This is a genomic window from Aromatoleum evansii (assembly GCF_045689615.1).
GTDB classification, from domain to species: Bacteria; Pseudomonadota; Gammaproteobacteria; order Burkholderiales; family Rhodocyclaceae; genus Aromatoleum; species Aromatoleum evansii.
Genome location: NZ_CP141259.1, coordinates 2,377,425 through 2,394,155, shown reverse-complemented (window position 1 = coordinate 2,394,155; position 16,731 = coordinate 2,377,425). Strand labels below are relative to the sequence as shown.

14 protein-coding genes are annotated in these 16,731 nt (G+C 65.7%); 5 read left to right on the top strand and 9 right to left on the bottom strand.

Translation table 11 applies throughout. From position 1 onward, the window contains the following. Positions 1-53: 53 nt before the first annotated feature. The 6 genes from U5817_RS11160 to U5817_RS11135 all read right to left on the bottom strand — a co-directional run bounded on the left by U5817_RS11160 (position 54) and on the right by U5817_RS11135 (position 9,350). Positions 54-1,256, bottom strand: a complete 1,203-nt coding sequence (locus U5817_RS11160; RefSeq protein WP_169132294.1) for an EAL domain-containing protein — start codon at positions 1,254-1,256, stop codon at positions 54-56. Continuing rightward, entirely contained in the window at positions 1,253-5,761 is a 4,509-nt protein-coding gene (locus U5817_RS11155; protein WP_407280791.1) for a PAS domain S-box protein, read from the bottom strand. Before U5817_RS11155 ends, U5817_RS11160 begins: the two co-directional genes overlap by 4 nt. Before the next feature lie 169 nt (positions 5,762-5,930). Further along, positions 5,931-6,176 (bottom strand): CDGSH iron-sulfur domain-containing protein, encoded by a 246-nt coding sequence (locus tag U5817_RS11150; protein WP_407280789.1) that lies wholly within the window; start codon positions 6,174-6,176, stop codon positions 5,931-5,933. 93 nt (positions 6,177-6,269) lie between these two features. Continuing rightward, entirely contained in the window at positions 6,270-6,473 is a 204-nt protein-coding gene (locus U5817_RS11145; protein WP_169132297.1) for a SlyX family protein, read from the bottom strand. Next, positions 6,470-8,095: an NAD(P)/FAD-dependent oxidoreductase gene (locus tag U5817_RS11140; protein ID WP_169132298.1), complete on the bottom strand. Its 1,626-nt coding sequence runs from the start codon at positions 8,093-8,095 to the stop codon at positions 6,470-6,472. Before U5817_RS11140 ends, U5817_RS11145 begins: the two co-directional genes overlap by 4 nt. Before the next feature lie 55 nt (positions 8,096-8,150). After that, complete coding sequence (locus U5817_RS11135; RefSeq protein WP_169132299.1) at positions 8,151-9,350, bottom strand: YbfB/YjiJ family MFS transporter; 1,200 nt, start codon at positions 9,348-9,350, stop codon at positions 8,151-8,153. A gap of 239 nt (positions 9,351-9,589) precedes the next feature. On the opposite strand from U5817_RS11135, the gene U5817_RS11130 reads away from it, so the two are divergent. Beyond that, complete coding sequence (locus U5817_RS11130) at positions 9,590-9,799, top strand: dodecin (protein WP_169132300.1); 210 nt, start codon at positions 9,590-9,592, stop codon at positions 9,797-9,799. Here U5817_RS11130 and ylqF read toward each other — a convergent pair. Then, a complete protein-coding gene (gene ylqF, locus U5817_RS11125) occupies positions 9,765-10,673 on the bottom strand; it encodes a ribosome biogenesis GTPase YlqF (protein ID WP_407280788.1) in 909 nt (302 codons plus the stop codon). The two genes, U5817_RS11130 and ylqF, sit on opposite strands and share 35 nt — an antisense overlap. Positions 10,674-10,761: 88 nt before the next feature. On the opposite strand from ylqF, the gene U5817_RS11120 reads away from it, so the two are divergent. The 4 genes from U5817_RS11120 (at position 10,762) to U5817_RS11105 (ending at position 14,157) form a co-directional block, all read left to right on the top strand. Then, positions 10,762-11,322 (top strand): DUF1415 domain-containing protein, encoded by a 561-nt coding sequence (locus U5817_RS11120; RefSeq protein WP_407280786.1) that lies wholly within the window; start codon positions 10,762-10,764, stop codon positions 11,320-11,322. Positions 11,323-11,363: 41 nt separating this feature from the next. After that, a complete protein-coding gene (locus tag U5817_RS11115; RefSeq protein ID WP_407281057.1) occupies positions 11,364-12,200 on the top strand; it encodes a class I SAM-dependent methyltransferase in 837 nt (278 codons plus the stop codon). 94 nt (positions 12,201-12,294) lie between these two features. Beyond that, a complete protein-coding gene (locus U5817_RS11110) occupies positions 12,295-12,597 on the top strand; it encodes a hypothetical protein (RefSeq protein WP_407280785.1) in 303 nt (100 codons plus the stop codon). A 39-nt stretch (positions 12,598-12,636) separates the two neighbouring features. Next, positions 12,637-14,157, top strand: a complete 1,521-nt coding sequence (locus U5817_RS11105; RefSeq protein ID WP_407280783.1) for an aldehyde dehydrogenase family protein — start codon at positions 12,637-12,639, stop codon at positions 14,155-14,157. A 15-nt stretch (positions 14,158-14,172) separates the two neighbouring features. Here the strand turns inward: U5817_RS11105 and U5817_RS11100 are convergent, their stop codons facing one another. Continuing rightward, positions 14,173-15,477: a hemolysin family protein gene (locus U5817_RS11100; RefSeq protein WP_407280781.1), complete on the bottom strand. Its 1,305-nt coding sequence runs from the start codon at positions 15,475-15,477 to the stop codon at positions 14,173-14,175. 183 nt (positions 15,478-15,660) lie between these two features. Beyond that, positions 15,661-16,599 carry a hypothetical protein gene (locus U5817_RS11095; RefSeq protein ID WP_407280780.1) on the bottom strand — a complete coding sequence of 313 codons (939 nt, stop codon included), beginning with the start codon at positions 16,597-16,599 and terminating at the stop codon, positions 15,661-15,663. Positions 16,600-16,731 lie beyond the last annotated feature (132 nt).

Here is a 16,731-nt window from a genome sequence, read left to right as displayed (position 1 = left end):
GTCATCGACGACACGGATGAGCCGCCGGGCAATGCTTGCGACTGGAACTCGGTTCAGGCCCTGAATTCCACAACCGTCGGGCGTCGTACCTCCCAGTCGGCGATCCAGTCCGCAATCTGCTCGGGCGGCAATGCCTTTGCGATGAACCAGCCTTGCGCCAGCTCGCAGCCTCTGATGCGCAGGAAGTCCCAGTCCTCCCTGTCTTCCACCCCTTCTGCAACCGTTTTCATGCCGAGCTGGCGTGCCATCCCGAGGCTCGCCTCGAGGATCGCGCGCAGCGAGGCGTCCCGCCATGCACCATGCACAAAGCCGCGGTCGATCTTCAGTTCGCTGAACGGAATGTCGCGCAATTGTGCAAGCGACGAGTGTCCGGTGCCGAAATCATCAATCGACAATCCGACGCGTTTGAGCCGCAGGCGCGCCAGCACTTCGAGCGGCGTCAACGGATCCTTCATCAGGCGGCTTTCCGTAACCTCCAGCAACAGACCGCTTGCCGCGATGCCGGCCTCACCCAGTGCGCGCTCGACGAAATCCGGGAAATCCAGGGACACCAGGTTATCCATCGACACGTTGACCGCCACCTGCAGCGGGTAGCCGTCGTCGCCCCACGCGCGCGCATGGCGCAAGGCCGTGCGCAGCACTGAACGCGTAAGTTCGTTGATCAGTCCGCTCTCTTCGGCGAGGGGAATGAACTGATCGGGCGGAATCAATCCGTCCTGCGGGTGCCGCCAACGCACCAGGGTCTCGAATCCGGCGACGGCGCCCGATGCAAACTCGACCTTGGGCTGGTAGTGATTGACTAGTTCGCCATCGGCAATCGCACGCCGCAAGCGCTCCGCGGAGTACGTCTTGCGCTCCTTGCTCCCCTGTGCTGGGCTTTGGGCCTGGTCATCGGCAAGAATCCGCTTCAGCGTCTCGATCGACACCGGCTTGCTCAGCGCGCCCAACACCTTGAGCTTGTGAGCCCGGGCAAGCTTCGCCGCGGTCTGCACGACCCGCTCGTCCTCGCCGCTCACCAGTACCAGCCCGCCCTCATAACCCACCCGCACCAGATGGCGCACGAACTCGACGCCGTCCATCTCCGGCATCTGCAAGTCACAGAAGATCAGCTCGGGTTTGGCGCTGCCCTCTTCGAGCAGCGACAATGCCTCCCGAGCGCTCGCGCATGCCTGCACGCGTTCGAAGCCCATGCGGCCGAGCTGGTGGACGAGAAGCTTGCGCACGAAGGTCTCGTCATCGATCACGAGGATGTTCATTGCGTCCCCCCGATCCGGGTCGCTTCATTCAGCTGTCTGTCGAGCGCGGCTTCGACAGCCCCTACCATCTCGTCAAAGCGCCTCATGGCCTGCTCCAGGGCCCCCTGATCCGCGGCCTGTACGGCGGTTTCGATGCGATTGCACAACTCCCCGAGCCCGAGGGCGCCCACCGTGCGCGAGGAAGACTTTAGCTTGTGTGCGCTGCCAGCCACAGCCGCCACGTCGCCGGCCGCAAATGCCCTTCGCATCTCGTCGGTCAGAAGCGCGGCCGAAACGCGATAATCGCACAGGAACTCGCGGATCACCGCGGGATCGTCGCCCACCAGTCCTGCTAGGACCGAAACGTCCAGGATCGGCCGCTCGGGCGCCGGGGCTGCGGCCACGCTCGCAGAATCCTCCCGGGGCACCGCGACCGGCGCGCTCGTTTCCTGCCGGGGCAGCCAGATCGCGAGCTTTGCGCCGAGCACGTCGAGCCTCACCGGCTTGGTAAGGTACTCGTCCATCCCCGCATCCAGAGCCTTGCGCGCTTCTCCCTGCAGTGCGTTTGCGGTGAGCGCCACGATGGGCGTGCGTGTTGCACCCTGTTCCGCCTTGCGGATCACTTTCGTGAGATTGTAGCCGTCCATGTTGGGCATATGGATGTCGGTCAGTATCAAGGCGTATCCTCCGCCCTGCCACATCCGCAGCGCCTCAGCCCCGTCGCCCGCGACCTCCGCCGCATGACCCAGCAGCGCGAGCTGTTCGACGATCACCTTCCTGTTGATCTCATCGTCGTCCGCGACGAGGATCAGCTGCCCCTGCTTCCTCGCGTCCTCCACACTCGGTGCCGCTCTGGCGGATCGAATGGCGCCCTCCGTGAATCCGGCGTGGAAGATTTCGGGCGATGCACGCCCCGCCGCGACCGCCACTGCCCGCAACAAGGCCTGTCGCCGTAGCGCATTGCCGTCCACCACGACGGTGTCGGGTGCGGCAATACGGGGGCGCCGGCGCCTGCCGCGGGTGATCCTGACGCGAGCCACTGCACTCGCCGCGGCCCCTCCCGGCTGGCCCGCCCGCGCCCTTTCGCCGCCGAACGCGATCAGGACTGCCGGCGGGTCCAGTTGGGCAACCAGCGCCCCTGCCGCATCCTCGTCGTCGGTGCGGAACACCCGCGCGCCGGCATGCTCCAGGTACGCGCACAAGTCGTCGCTATCGAATTCGGCACCGCCGGCCAGAACGCAGTTCACGCCACCGACTTCGGGCATCGGTCGGGCTGGCTGGTCCGCGGAAACCGCGAAGGGAATCGTCACGGTAAACGTCGCACCCTTACCCGGTTCGCTGCGTACCTCGACCTGCCCGCCCATCATGTCCAGCAAGCGGCGGCAAATCGCCAATCCCAGCCCCGTGCCGCCATAGCGGCGGGTCGTGGACGTTTCGGCCTGGGTGAACGGGTTGAACAGTTCCCCGATCTTCGCCGGGTCGATCCCGATTCCGTTGTCCGCGATCGCAAAGGCGAGCCTCAGGGGCTCGGTGCCCGCCACGACCACGCGGACCGAAACGCGACCGCGAATCTGCGGACGGCCCGAAGAAAACTTGATCGCGTTCCCCACCAGATTGTAGAGAATCTGCCGCAGCCGGACTTCGTCCCCCTGGAGACGGCCTGGGATATCCGGCGAGACGAACACGGACAGGTCCACATTGCGACGCGCCGCCACGGGAAGAAGCGAACCGGCAAGCCCCTCGACCAGGTCTTCGACCGACACCGGTCCCACATCGAGCTCCAGTCGTCCCGCCTCGATCTTCGAGAAGTCGAGGATATCGTCGATGATGCGCAGCAGGGTGTTCGACGACTCGCGAATGGTGGCCACGAGATCCGCCTGATGTTCGGACAAGTGGCTGCGCGCCAGCACCTCGACCAGGCCCAGCACCCCGTTCATGGGGGTCCGGATCTCGTGACTCATCGCGGCCAGGAAGGCCGATTTCGCCCGGCTTGCCTGCTCGGCATCCTCACGCGCATGAGTCAGCGCCTCGATCAGGGCCTTTCGCTCGCCGATGTCCCGCAGCGTACCGATGAAGAACTGCTCGTCATGCGCGCGGTACTTCGCGACGCTGAGCTCCAGCACGATGGAGTGCCCCAGCTTGTGCTGCCCCTCGACCACCCGCGTCGTGCCGATGATGTGCCTCTCGCCGCTCGCCAGGTAGCGCGCGAGGTACTCGTCGTGCTGCTCGCGGTGCGGCGAGGGCATCAGCATCGACACGTTCCGGCCGATGACCTCCTCGCTGCGATAGCCGAAAACCGTCTCCACCGCCGGATTGGCGGCCTGCACGATCCCGCGTGAATTGATCGTGACGACGCACTCGAGCAGGTTGTCGACGACCGCCCGGATCTCCTCCTTCGTCGCGCTGAGGGCATTCAGGGCCGCCTCGCGCTCGCCGACGCGGCGGCTCAATTCGGCGTTCAGATCGCGCAGATGCTGGGCGCGCTCGTGCCGCGTCGTGCAGTCGTGCGCCGTCACCAGCATCAGTCCGCCCGGCAGCGGCAGGGCCTTCCACTCCAGCCAGCGCCATGTGCCGTCCTTGCAGCGATAACGGTTCTCGAAGCCGATCGTCGTGTGTCCGTGAGCGATGCGATCCACTTCGGCGAGCGTCGCCTCGACATCGTCCGGATGCACGAAATCGAGGAAGGGGCGCGACAGGAACTCCTCGTCGCTCCATCCCAGCGTCCGGGCAAAGGCCGGATTCACGCGCCTGAAGTAACCGTCGACGCCGGCAAGGCCGAGCAGGTCGAGGGACAGGTCGAAGATGCGGTCGCGCTCATCCTCCGCCGCCAGGCGAGCATCCAGCGCACGCTTGAGGTCCGCGGTCCGCTGCACCACTTCGGCCTCGATGGCCGCGGTATGACCCGCATTGCTCAACCCGACATAGGCCACGAGCAAGGCCGCCAGCACCGAAAACACCTGGTAGATCTGCTCCTCGACACGGTAGCCCGAATAGCTCGCGGGCTCATCGGGCGCCATTTCCAGGATCAGCGTCCGCCCTCCGAATCCAATTTCCCTGCGCGCCACCGGTCTTGCCCCCGCTGGCATTTCATCAAACAAAGTCTGCGCGAGATCGCCGGACGTCACATCCGAAATACGGAAACCGATGTTCCGCGCGCGCGCCGCTGCCGCCAGCGGCGCGAACAGTTGCTCGACGTCGAACACACCCACCACATAGCCGATCAGGTCACGGGTTCCGGCCCGCCCGGTGCCGACCCATGATCCCCTCACAAGCCCATGGACGGGCTGGAATACGAGCAGCGACTGCCGCTCCGTGCGTAGTAGCGGCATCGTCCGGACAAGATGTGGCGCGCCGCTTTCCCGTGCGTGCCTCATCTCCACGCGCCGATGGGCATCGAATGCATGGTCGAGCCCCAGAAGATCGCGGGCCGCCTGCTGCGGTTCGCTGAACAGGATCGGAAAATACTCCGCGCGAAGGGTCGGGGCTTGCCGGCCACCATTGGCACCCGGCTCGAAAACCTTGAAATCGGGGACACCTTCGGCCCGCACCGCGCGTTCGAAGTCTTCGCGCTCCCCGCTCAACACACGCGGCGCCCAGTCGATCGACGTCAGCGCGGGATGCCGGGTGATCCAGCGCGTGAAGATGGCGAACTCCTCCCGGCTGAAGTGCTGGCTGGCGTTGATGAAACGCTCGACACCCTCGAGCGGCGCGATGACACCGGGCACCGGAAGGAAGCCGATCTCGAACACCTGGTCCATCGCCCCCGAGATCTCGATGTCCTTGCGGTATTCAGCCAGTCGATCAACGCCAAAACTGCCCGCCGAAAGCAGCACCACGACGACGAGCAACAGAATGGAAATTCTCGCCTTGCCCCCCATGCGCCCCCACACAGGGCCCGCACCCGGCCAGACGAGGAGCACCAGCGGGGTGAATAACAGCACGCCGAGGGTGTCGCCGGCCCACCACGCCAGCCAGACGCCCGCCGCCTCCGCCGCCGGTATGCGTCCGAAAGCGAGCAACGTGGCGACAGCGATGACCGACGCCACCAGGTTTGCCGCCGGACCCACCAGCAGCAGGAAGCGTGCAAGATCGCGTGCGTGCGCGACGAAGATCGGCGTGCGCAGGAAACGCCTGGCCAGCCGGTAAGCGATCAGCGCCTGGATCGTCGCCCCCGCGGCGACAAATACGGCCACCGCAAGGCCGACGGACGATCGGTCGAGCAGGAAAACGACAATGAAAGCGCCGAGCCAGACGCCGGGCCAGCAACGCCTTCCCCAGCCAATCAGGCAGCCAAGGGCGACGCCTGCGGCAGGCCACACCGGCGACGCATAGCCCGACGAGGACGTCAGCGCATTGGCGAGCAGGCCGGCAACGATGTACATCGCGGCAACGGCTGCGATACGCACGATGCGGGTGGCAGAGCCGACCGGAACGGCGGTCCGTTCACCAGACGCGGCGTTCGCCGCGAGTGGAGTGGCAACAAGGTGATCGGGCTCGGCTCGCAGCCTAGGATCGGAATCGGCCATCAGGGTGCGCCTCGGGAACCGGAGAGCACGGAAGCCAAAAACATGCTGCCGTAATCCGGTATTCGGCCAATGCTATCACCCAATCAACATTAGTGGGTGATATTCCTCACACATCGCCGGCTGCCTGAGGGGCCTCGCATCATCGCCCCCCATACGCTCACCCCGCTCGCTACAGCTTGTTGTGGGTCCCGTCGCAGTATGGTTTGTTGCCCGTGCGCTTGCAGCCGCACAGATAGGCCGTACCGGTCGCGGCGGCCTGGAACTTCAGCGGCAGGAACGGGCCACCCTTGTGCGACCCGTCGCAGAACGGCTGATGCTTGCTGTTGCCGCAGGCGCACCAGAAATAGTCCGTGCCGGCCTCGAGCTCCACGGCATAGGGTCCCTTCTGCGCGATGTTCGGAACGGGATCGTTCATGGCTACCTCCTGGAGTGCCCCCGGACCGCGCCTTGCGATCCGCATGCGTCCACTCTAGACGCCCGTTCCGCCCCGATGCCAGTCGGAATCCGGTCAGTAGTGCGGCGGAATTTCCTCGCGCAGGTCACGCCGCTCGCCGGGCGAAGCGGACGCAATCTGGCGGTGCAGTTGGACAATCTGCTTCTGCAGGCGATCGATGAGCTGCTGCTGGCGGAACACCGTCATGTTGAGCTCGTCGATCGCGTCTTCGGCGAGTGCGAGCTTGCTCTCGATGCGGTCGAGGCGGTCTTCCGTCATGCCTCCTCCTCCACGACGGTCACGTCGCCCAGGATGGACTTCGCGACCGCTTCGGCGACGCGAATGCCATCGACGCCGGCCGAAAGGATTCCCCCGGCGTAGCCTGCCCCCTCGCCCGCCGGATAAAGCCCCTTCACGTTCAGGCTCTGGCAATCAACGCCGCGCGTGATGCGCAGCGGCGACGAGGTGCGTGTCTCGACCCCTGTTAGCACCGCATCGCACATGGAGAAGCCCTTGATCTGGCGCTCGAAGGCTGGCAGCGCCTCGCGCACCGCGGCGATCGCGTAGTCCGGCAGGCTCGTCGACAGGTCGCCGAGCTTCACGCCCGGCTTGTATGAAGGCTCGACCGATCCGAGCACGCTCGACGGCTGGCCCTTGATGAAGTCGCCGACGAGTTGGCCCGGCGCGATGTAGTCGCCGCCGCCCAACTCGTAGGCACGCGATTCCCAGTGGCGCTGGAACGCGATGCCGGCGAGCGGCCCGCCCGGGTAATCGTCGGGCGTGATGCCGACGACGATGCCGGCGTTGGCATTGCGCTCGTTGCGCGAATACTGGCTCATGCCGTTGGTGACCACGCGGTTGGGCTCGGAAGTCGCCGCGACCACCGTCCCGCCCGGACACATGCAGAAGCTATAGACCGAACGGCCGTTCTTCGCATGATGGACGAGCTTGTAGTCCGCCGCACCCAGCACGGGATGCCCCGCATTGGGGCCGAAGCGCGCCTTGTCGATGAGCGATTGCGGATGCTCGACGCGGAACCCCACCGAGAAAGGCTTGGCCTCCATATACACGCCGCGCTCGTGCAGCATCTCGAAAGTGTCGCGCGCGCTGTGGCCGAGCGCGAGGATGACGTGATCCGAACGGATCTCCTCCCCGTTCGCGAGCACGACGCCGCGCAGGTGTCCGTCCTCGATGCGCACGTCGGCCACGCGCTGCTGGAAGCGGATCTCGCCGCCCAGCGCGATGATCTCGGCGCGCATGGTCTCCACCATGCCGACGAGGCGGAAAGTGCCGATGTGCGGCTTGCTCACGTAAAGGATCTCTTCGGGCGCCCCCGCCTTCACGAACTCGGTGAGCACCTTGCGGCCGTAGTGCTTCGGGTCCTTGATCTGGCTGTAGAGCTTGCCGTCCGAAAAGGTGCCCGCCCCGCCCTCGCCGAACTGCACGTTCGACTCCGGGTTCAGCACGCTCTTGCGCCACAGGCCCCAGGTGTCCTTGGTGCGCTCGCGCACGGCCTTTCCGCGCTCCAGCACGATGGGGCGAAAGCCCATCTGCGCCAGGATCAGGGCCGCGAAGATGCCGCACGGTCCGAAACCGACGACCACCGGCCGATGGGCGAGCTGCTCGGGCGCCTTGCCGACGAAGCGGTAGTTCGTGTCCGGCGTGCGGACCACGTTGCGGTCCCCGGCGAACTTCGCAAGCAGCGCGTCCTCGTTCGCAAGCTGCATGTCGACCGTGTAGCTCAGCGTGATCGCGCTCGGTTTGCGTGCATCGTAACTGCGCTTGAACACGGTGAACTCGCCCAGCTCGGCGGGTTTGATGCCCAGACGGGCGACGATGGCGTCCCTCAGCACACCCTCGGGGTGGTCGAGGGGCAGCCTGAGTTCGTTGATTCGCAGCATGGTGATTCCGTTACAAGTTCGCGGGGACGTGCCGCGCACGTCAAAGCCCGCGATTTTAAACGGGATTGCCCGCAGTCACCGCGTTTTCGCGCCCGCGCGCGGCCATCACCCTGAGCACCAGGACGAGCACCGTCCCGACCGCCATCACGCCCGCGGCCATGTAGAGCCCGTCGGCGTAACTGCCACCATGCGCCGCAATCGTGCCGGTGACCGCCGGCCCGGCAATCTGCGCGATGCCGTAGGCGATGGTCATCTTGCCCATCATCTTTGCCGGACGGGTCGGGTAGTAGCGGCCGGCCATCGTCAGGACGAGGCTCACCGCGCCGATGAAATTGCCGCCGAACAGGATCGCGCCGGCAAACGCCGGGATCAGTCCGCCCACCAGCGGCAGCAGCATGCCGGCGATCTGCAGCACGAAGGACAGCAGCACCGAGTTCAGGTAACCGACGCGGCGTGCAATGAAGTCCCACACGATGCAGGCCGGTGCCGCCGAGAGCCCGAGAACGAGGAACACGAGCGCCCCTTGCCCGCCCAGGCCGGGTAGCTTGTCGATGATTGCGACGATGAAGGTCGCGCTGACCACGTAGCCGACACCGGCGCAGAAATAGGCCGCCATGAACACGCGCAGGAAGGCTGCTCCGGGCGGGTTGTCCTCCATCTTCTGCCCGCCGACCGTGAGCGGCGTGGTGTCGGGCCGCGGCAGCCAGCGCCACGCGGGGATCAGCAGCAGCACGCCCAGCACGCTGAACACGAACCACTGTGCGCGCCAGTCCAGCGACTGCGTCATGAGCGCGACCGCCGCAGCACAGCCCGCGATGCCTAGGCCGATGCCGGAGAAGTGGATGCCCAGCTCTGAGCGGTGCTGGTGGCGGATGAGCCAGTTGAGGATCAGCCCCGTGCCGAGCAGCATCCCGGAGGCGGTGCTCAGGCCCGCAAGGAAACGCGACACCGACCACCAGAAGACGCTGGTCGTGAGGCCCATCATCACCGTGGTAAGCACGGCGACGACCAGCCCGATGCGGTACAGGCGGTCCTTCAGCACGAGATCGCTGATCACCGACGCGATCAGCGCGCCACTGAGGTAACCCGCGTAGTTCCACGCCGCCAGCCAGCCGGCGTCGGCCACACCGAGGCCGGCCTGCTGCTGCATCAGCGGCAGGAGCGGCGTGTAGGCGAAGCGCGCGACGCCCATCACCAGAATCAGGCTCAGGATGCCCGCCCCGAGGACCTTCATCCGCTGCATCTGCTCTCTCATCGCGGTTGTCCTTGTCGTTGGTCTCGATACGGTATGGTATGGAGAGCGACAGCGCAAGCTATCCTGATTCCGACATAAACGCCCTTGATACGACACGAGCACGTGCCTGAGGGAATACCGCCTCCACAGCGTGATGCACGCCACGCGCTGCAGGGATCGTCGCGCATGGGCGAGCGGGCAAGGCCGGAGGGCTTCTCTATACTGGGAGCGCTGCCCGTTCAATCCTCGAGGAGAGCGCGATGTCCGCCCACACCTACAAGCTCGTCGAAATCGTCGGTTCGTCCCCGGATAGCGTCGATGCTGCGATCCGCAACGCGATCGAGACTGCGGGCAAGACGATCCGCCATCTCGACTGGTTCGAGGCGACCGAGATCCGTGGCCACATCACCGATGGCAAGGTGGCGCACTTCCAGGTCAAGCTGAAGGTGGGGTTCCGGCTGGAGGAGTGAGGCCGCGGTCGGTCTCGAGCATGGCGCGCCGGCTTTCCGGCGTCTCAAGGCTGATGCGCCCGAGCACGCCGCTGCGGTAGTCGGTGAGGAAGATCTGCGCGGCCTTTTCGAGGTCGAGTGCGCCCCCCTTGAGGCGGCAGCCGCGCCGTGCCGCGACGATCTCGACCACGCCGACGCCGTCGAGCGCCTCCATGCGCTCCGGCGCGATGCCGTAACGCCTGGCGACGAGGTCCGGATAGCGTTCCACCAGCACGTCACCGAGGAAGGCCGCGACCTCCTCGTCGATCACCGCATTGCGGCCGATCGCATGGCTCGCCGCCAACATGAAGCCGTCCGAATCGTGCTCGATCTTCGGCCACATCAGGCCCGGCGTGTCGGTGACCGTCATATGCGAGCCGAGGTCGAAGGTCTGCTGCGATTTCGTGACCGCCGGCTCGTCGCCCACGGCCGCGACGCGGCGCTTGAGCAGCGCATTCATCAAGGTCGATTTGCCGACGTTGGGAATGCCCATGATCATGATACGCAGCGGCTTCGTGCCGTCGGTGCGGTGCGGCGCAAGCGCCTGGCACAGCCCGGGGACGCGGGCGACATCACCCGGCTTCTTGCACGACAAGGCCACCGCCTTCACGCCCGGCTGCGCGTTGAAGAAGTCCAGCCAGGCGCGCGTCGCGACAGGATCCGCGAGGTCGGCCTTGTTGAGCAGCTTGAGGCACGGACGCTGCCGGAACAGGCGCAACTCGCGGATCATCGGGTTGCTGCTCGCCTCGGGGATGCGGGCGTCGAGCACCTCGATCACGACGTCGGTCATGGCCATGGTCTCGGCGGCCTTCTTGCGCGCCGAGGTCATGTGACCGGGAAACCACTGGATGGACATCTGAAGAGTACGTGTTGGACAAGGCGCGCATTATCGCCTCCTTCGGCCCCCGATTGGGGCAAAATGGCGGCCTTTCGAGGGGTAGTGCATGAATCGTGACGAAGTGATCGCGGCGACGCGGCAGTGGATCGAGAAGGCGGTGATCGGGCTCAACCTGTGCCCGTTCGCGAAGTCGGTGTATGTGAAGAACCAGGTGCGCATCGTCGTCAGCGAGGCGAAGCATGTGGACGGCTTCCTCGAGGATCTCGACCGCGAGCTGGAATTCCTCGCCGCCGCCGACCCGCAGGACGTCGACACCACCCTGCTCGTGCATCCGACCCTGTTTCCGGATTTCCTCGACTTCAACGAGATCGCCGGCATCGCCGAGGAAGCGGTCGAAGAGCACGAGCTCGAAGGCATCCTGCAGGTCGCCAGCTTCCACCCGTGCTTCCAGTTCGAGGACGCAGCCGAGGACGACATCGCGAACTTCACCAACCGCTCGCCCTTCCCCACGCTGCACCTGTTGCGCGAGGACAGCATCGAACGCGCGGTTGCGGCTTACCCGGAGGCCGAGTCGATCTACGAGCGCAACATCGAGACGATGAAGAAGCTCGGGATCGATGGCTGGCGGGCGCTGGGAATCCCCGGCATGGGAGACGGGAAGAAGTGAACCGCACGCGCCACAAGCCTGAGGCACCCACGGGCCGGCCCATAGCCCCCGCGGCACCGGTCGCGGTTCCCGACGTGCGTCCGGGACAATCGGTCGAGCTCCTCAAGGAGCTGCATATCCTGACGCGCGACGGCAAGCTCAACCAGGACAGCCGGCGCAAGCTGAAGCAGGTGTATCACCTCTACAACTTCATCGAGCCGCTGCTCGAGGAAGTGATGGCGGCACGCGGCGACCTCACGCTGGCCGACCACGGCGCGGGGAAGTCCTACCTCGGCTTCATCCTGTACGACCTGTTCCTGAAGTCGCGCCAGGGGGGTCACATCTACGGCATCGAAACGCGCGAAGAGCTCGTCGCACGCTCGCGCGAGCTCGCCGGCCGGCTGGGTTTCGGGCGCATGAGCTTCCTGAACCTCTCGGTCGAGGAATCGATCCGCTCGACCCAACTGCCCGAACGCATCGACATCGTCACGGCCCTGCACGCCTGCAACACCGCGACAGACGACGCGATCCGCTTTGCGCTCGAGAAACACGCGCGCTTCATCGTGCTGGTGCCCTGCTGCCAGGCCGAAGTCGCGGCCACGCTGCGCAAGCACAAGAGCGAATCCTTCGGTCGCACCCCGCTCTCGGAGCTGTGGCGCCACCCCATCCACACGCGCGAATTCGGCAGCCAGATCACCAACGTGCTGCGCTGCCTGCTGCTCGAGTCGCACGGCTACCAGCTCACCGTCACGGAGCTCGTCGGCTGGGAGCATTCGATGAAGAACGAGCTCATCATCGCGCGCGCGACCGGGCAGCGCCGCGGCAACGCGCGCGAACGGCTGGAGAGCATCCTCGCCGAACTGAACCTGCAGGACCTGCGCGAACGCTTCGTTTACTGAACCGCGGGCGGGGCGTCAAACTTGATCGCGGTGAAGTACGTACCGGTCGTGCGCTGGTAGGCTGCGGGTTCACACACTGACCGCGGGTTCCCCCATGTCCGATGTCCCCTTTCCCGTCCTGGTCGCCGCCGTCTTCCTGTTCGGCACCCTCGCCATCCTCCACCTGTTCATGCGGCAGCAGGAGGCGCAGCGCAAGCTGCCCGAACGCGATCAATACCTCGCTTCGCACGGTCTCGATTCGGTCGTGTGCGCACACTGCCGCTCGATAGACACCCGCGAGTTCGGCCTCAACGATTCCGGCGACGACCGTCGCATCGTCGCCTGCTCGCAGTGCGACAAGCTCCTGTTCCGCTACACGCGGGGAACGCCCGGCTCGCTGCAGAACGATTCCGCATAGGGACGGGTCAACGCGGCATCATGCTCCTGGAGGCCGTTCATGGAACTCGCATCCCTGACATCCTCGCTGCTCGCCACGCTAGGCGTCGCGCAGGAGCGTTTCGAGAGCGGCGAGATCGCGGTCCATAGCCCGATCGACGGCAGCCTGATCGGCCGCGTCGGTGCCACGGAGCGGGCAGCAACGGACGCGGCCATCGCGCGCGCGCATGACGCGTTCCTGGCCTGGCGCAGCGTCCCGGCCCCCCGCCGCGGGGAGCTCGTGCGGCGCTTCGGTAATCTGCTGCGCGATCACAAGACCGATCTCGGCACGCTCGTCACGATCGAAACGGGCAAGATCCGCCAGGAAGGCCTCGGCGAAGTGCAGGAGATGATCGACATCTGCGACTTCGCCTGCGGCCTCTCGCGGCAGCTGTACGGACTCACGATCGCCAGCGAACGGCCGGGCCACCGCATGATGGAACAGTGGCATCCGGCGGGCGTGGTCGGCGTCGTGTCGGCCTTCAACTTCCCGGTCGCGGTATGGGCGTGGAACGCGATGCTCGCATGGGTGTGCGGCGACAGCGTGGTATGGAAGCCCTCGGAACGCACGCCCCTCACCGCGCTCGCCTGCAGGGCGCTGTTCGAGCGCGCGTGCCGTGGCATGTCCGAAGCGCCGGCGGGCTTGCTCGAGCTGGTGACCGGGGGGCGCGAACACGCGGCTGCACTCGCGGACGACAGGCGCATCGCGATCTTCTCGGCGACCGGCTCCTGCAGCATGGGGCGCGCGCTGGCGCCGCGCGTCGCAGCGCGGCTGGGGCGCTCCATCCTCGAGCTGGGCGGGAACAACGCCGCCATCGTGTGCCCGAGCGCCGATCTTGCGCTCGCAGAGCGCGCCATCCTCTTTGCCGCGGCAGGCACGGCCGGCCAGCGCTGCACGACTCTGCGCCGTCTCATCGTGCATGAATCGATCGCCGATACGCTGCTCGAACGGCTGCGCGCAGCCTGGCGCCGCATTCCCGTCGGCAGCCCCCTCGACGCTTCGTCGCTGGTCGGCCCGCTCATAGACCCGGGCGCCGGGGCGGCAATGGATGCCGCGCTCGCCGAAGCGAAGGCTGCGGGCGGCAAGGTATTCGGAGGCGAGGCGGTGATCGTGCGCGGCTGCGAGGGCGCTTGTTACCGGCGCCCGGCGCTGGTCGAGATGCCCGCGCAGAACGACATCGTCCGCCGCGAGACATTTGCCCCAATTCTCTACGCGATGCGCTACTCCACCCTCGAGGAGGCGATCGCGCTGCATAACGACGTGCCGCAAGGGCTGGCGTCGTCGATCTTCACCCGCGACCTTGCCGAGGCCGAACGCTTCCTCTCCGCCGCCGGGAGCGATTGCGGAATCGCCAACGTGAACATCGGCCCCTCGGGCGCCGAAATCGGCGGTGCGTTCGGCGGCGAGAAGGACACCGGCGGAGGGCGCGAATCGGGCTCGGATGCGTGGAAGGGCTACATGCGTCGTGCGACCTGCACGATCAACTATTCCGGCACGCTGCCGCTCGCGCAGGGGATTCGCTTCGGGCTGGATGAAAGCTGAGCCGGCGGGGCCGCCCTAGCCTTCGGCGGCCACAGCGGGCTCGCGCGTCACCAGCAGCTGGTCGATGCGGTAATTGTCGATGTCGACCACCTCGAACTTGTAGCCGCCGTAACTCACCGCATCGGTGCGCTTGGGCACCTTGCGCAGCATGTACATCATGAAGCCGGCGAGCGTCTCGTAGTTCTCGCTGCCTTCGAACATGTCGATCTCCAGCGCGTGCATCACGTCCTCGATCGGCGCAATGCCGTCGATGAGCCACGAATCGGCGTCGCGCTTGACGATGAGTTCCTCCTGCAGCGTGCTACCGAGTTCTCCCATCACGGTGTTCATGACGTCCTGCAGGCTCAGCAGGCCCACGATCAGCGCGTATTCGTTGACGATCAGCGCGAAGTCCTCACGCGCCGCGCGGAAGCGGTCCAGCGCTTCGAACAGCGTGAGCGTGTCGGGAATGACGAGCACGCTGCGCACCATCGGATCCGCGCGCAGCGAGAGCTTCTGCCCGGACAGGATGCGCGCGAAGATGTCCTTCAGGTCCACGTAACCGACCACGCTGTCGATCGTGTTCTCGCACACCGGGAATTTGCCGTGCGGCTGATCGGTGAGCTTGTTGCGGATGCTCTCCTCGGATTCGTTCAGGGTGAAGAAGACGATGTTCTCGCGATTAGTCATCGCCGAACCGACGGTGCGGGTGTCGAGTTCGAACACGTTCGCGATGAGCTCGCGCTCCTGGTTCAGCAGCGTACCGGTCTGCGCGCCGGCCTCGGCCATCGCGACGATGTCCTCCGAGGTGATGTCCTCGGCACGCACGTTGGGCAGCTTGAACAGCGCAAACAGGCGGTTCGCGAGCCCGTCGAAGAACCACACGGCCGGCGCGAAAGCGATCAGAAACAGCCGGATCGGCTTCACCACCGCCACGGCGACCCGCTCCGGCGCGACCATCCCCAAGCGCCGCGGAATCAGGTCGGCGAAAAGGATGAACAGCGAGGTGACGACAATGAAGGACAGCACGAAGCTCAGCGTGTCCAGCATCGGGCCGTCATAGGCAAGGGCGATCACGCCGGAAATCGCCGGCGAGAGCGCCGATTCGCCGACGATCCCGCCCAGGATGGCGATGGCGTTCAAGCCGACCTGCACCACCGTGAAGAAATGCCCCGGGTTCTCCTGCAGCGCCAGCACGCGAGCCGCGGCGACGTCTCCGCCGTCAGCCATCAGCCGCAGCTTGATCTTGCGTGCTGCGGCGAGGGAAATCTCCGAAATCGAAAAGAATGCGCTCAAGGCAATGAGCGCGGCAATGACCAGCAACTGATTCGACAGACTCACAATCAAACTCCGCACTCGTCCGCAGCAGTCCCCGCAGCGGCGATGCGCCGCCGCGTGCCTGCAACGGACTATTCACCGGGCAACTAAATACCGTTCGGGCTGAGCCTGTCGAAGCCCAGCCACTGCCCTTCGACAAGCTCAGGGCGAACGGTTGTATTTGATTGCCGCCTTAGCAGTACCGGTTCAGAAGAGGATCTTGAACCCGACGCCCAGCGCCCAGCCGCGCTCGTTGTCGTCCTTTGCGTCGCCCTGCGGCCAGAAGTGCCCCAGGCTCACCTCGACGAGCGTCCAGTCCCGATACACCGGTTGCTTCCAGATGGCACGCACGCCAGTCTCGGAGACGTTGTCGGAACCCGCGGTCGTTCCGCCGATCAGGCCTTCCAGCGACAAGCTGCGCAGATCGCCAAAGTTCTTGAAGATACCGATACTGTTCGACCATGCCAAGCCGTCCGTCTCGTCCGAGATCGTTCCGGCAAGCTGCCAGTGAAATGCGAGCGAGCGCGAAATGCCATGACCGAAGTTCAGCGAGGTCGTCGAACCCACGCCGTCCTTGCGGTTCCAGAAAACCGTTTCGCGAAATTCCAGGCGGTTGCGCTCGCCCAGCCTCCAATCCTTCCTGTAGCGGGCATGGGCGTAGGGTTTGATGCCGCTGCGCAGGCCCGCGCGGAAGTCGATGCTGTCGCGCAGCGCATAGCCGAGTCCGGCAAAGAAGGTCTGATCCTCCTTGCGGTCCTCCGGAAGCAGCAGTTCGTGGCGGGTGAAGGGCTCGGGCTGGTCGGTGAGTAGCTCGCGCTCGTTTTCCTGCCCGAAGAACAGGTAGGTCTTTTCCTTCACGTTGGGCATGTCGAGCCGTGCGCCGAAGCGGAAGCTCGCATCGGGTTTTTCTTGCTGGCGTGAAAGGAACTTGAACCCGATCTGGCCCGACACTTTCCCGCCCTGCTCGAACGGCTTGTCGCCGAACCAGCTGTCAACATGCCGCGCAACACCTTCCGTGAAGTCATGCACCAGTGCACGACTGCGGTCGAGCATGGGAATTTCCGCCTCGGCCGGCGCATCCGCCCCCGCTGCCCACCCGCTCGCGACATACCCGAGAAGCATGCAACCTGCCAGACTGCGCCTCATGGCCGACCCTCCTGCAACAATCGGAAAGCAGACACCTCCCCGTAATCTACGGTGTCCGACCGAAAAAGGCGAACGCGCAACGACGGGCGGCGGGAATCCCGTCACGAATGCCGCATCGTTTCCCGCCGCGGG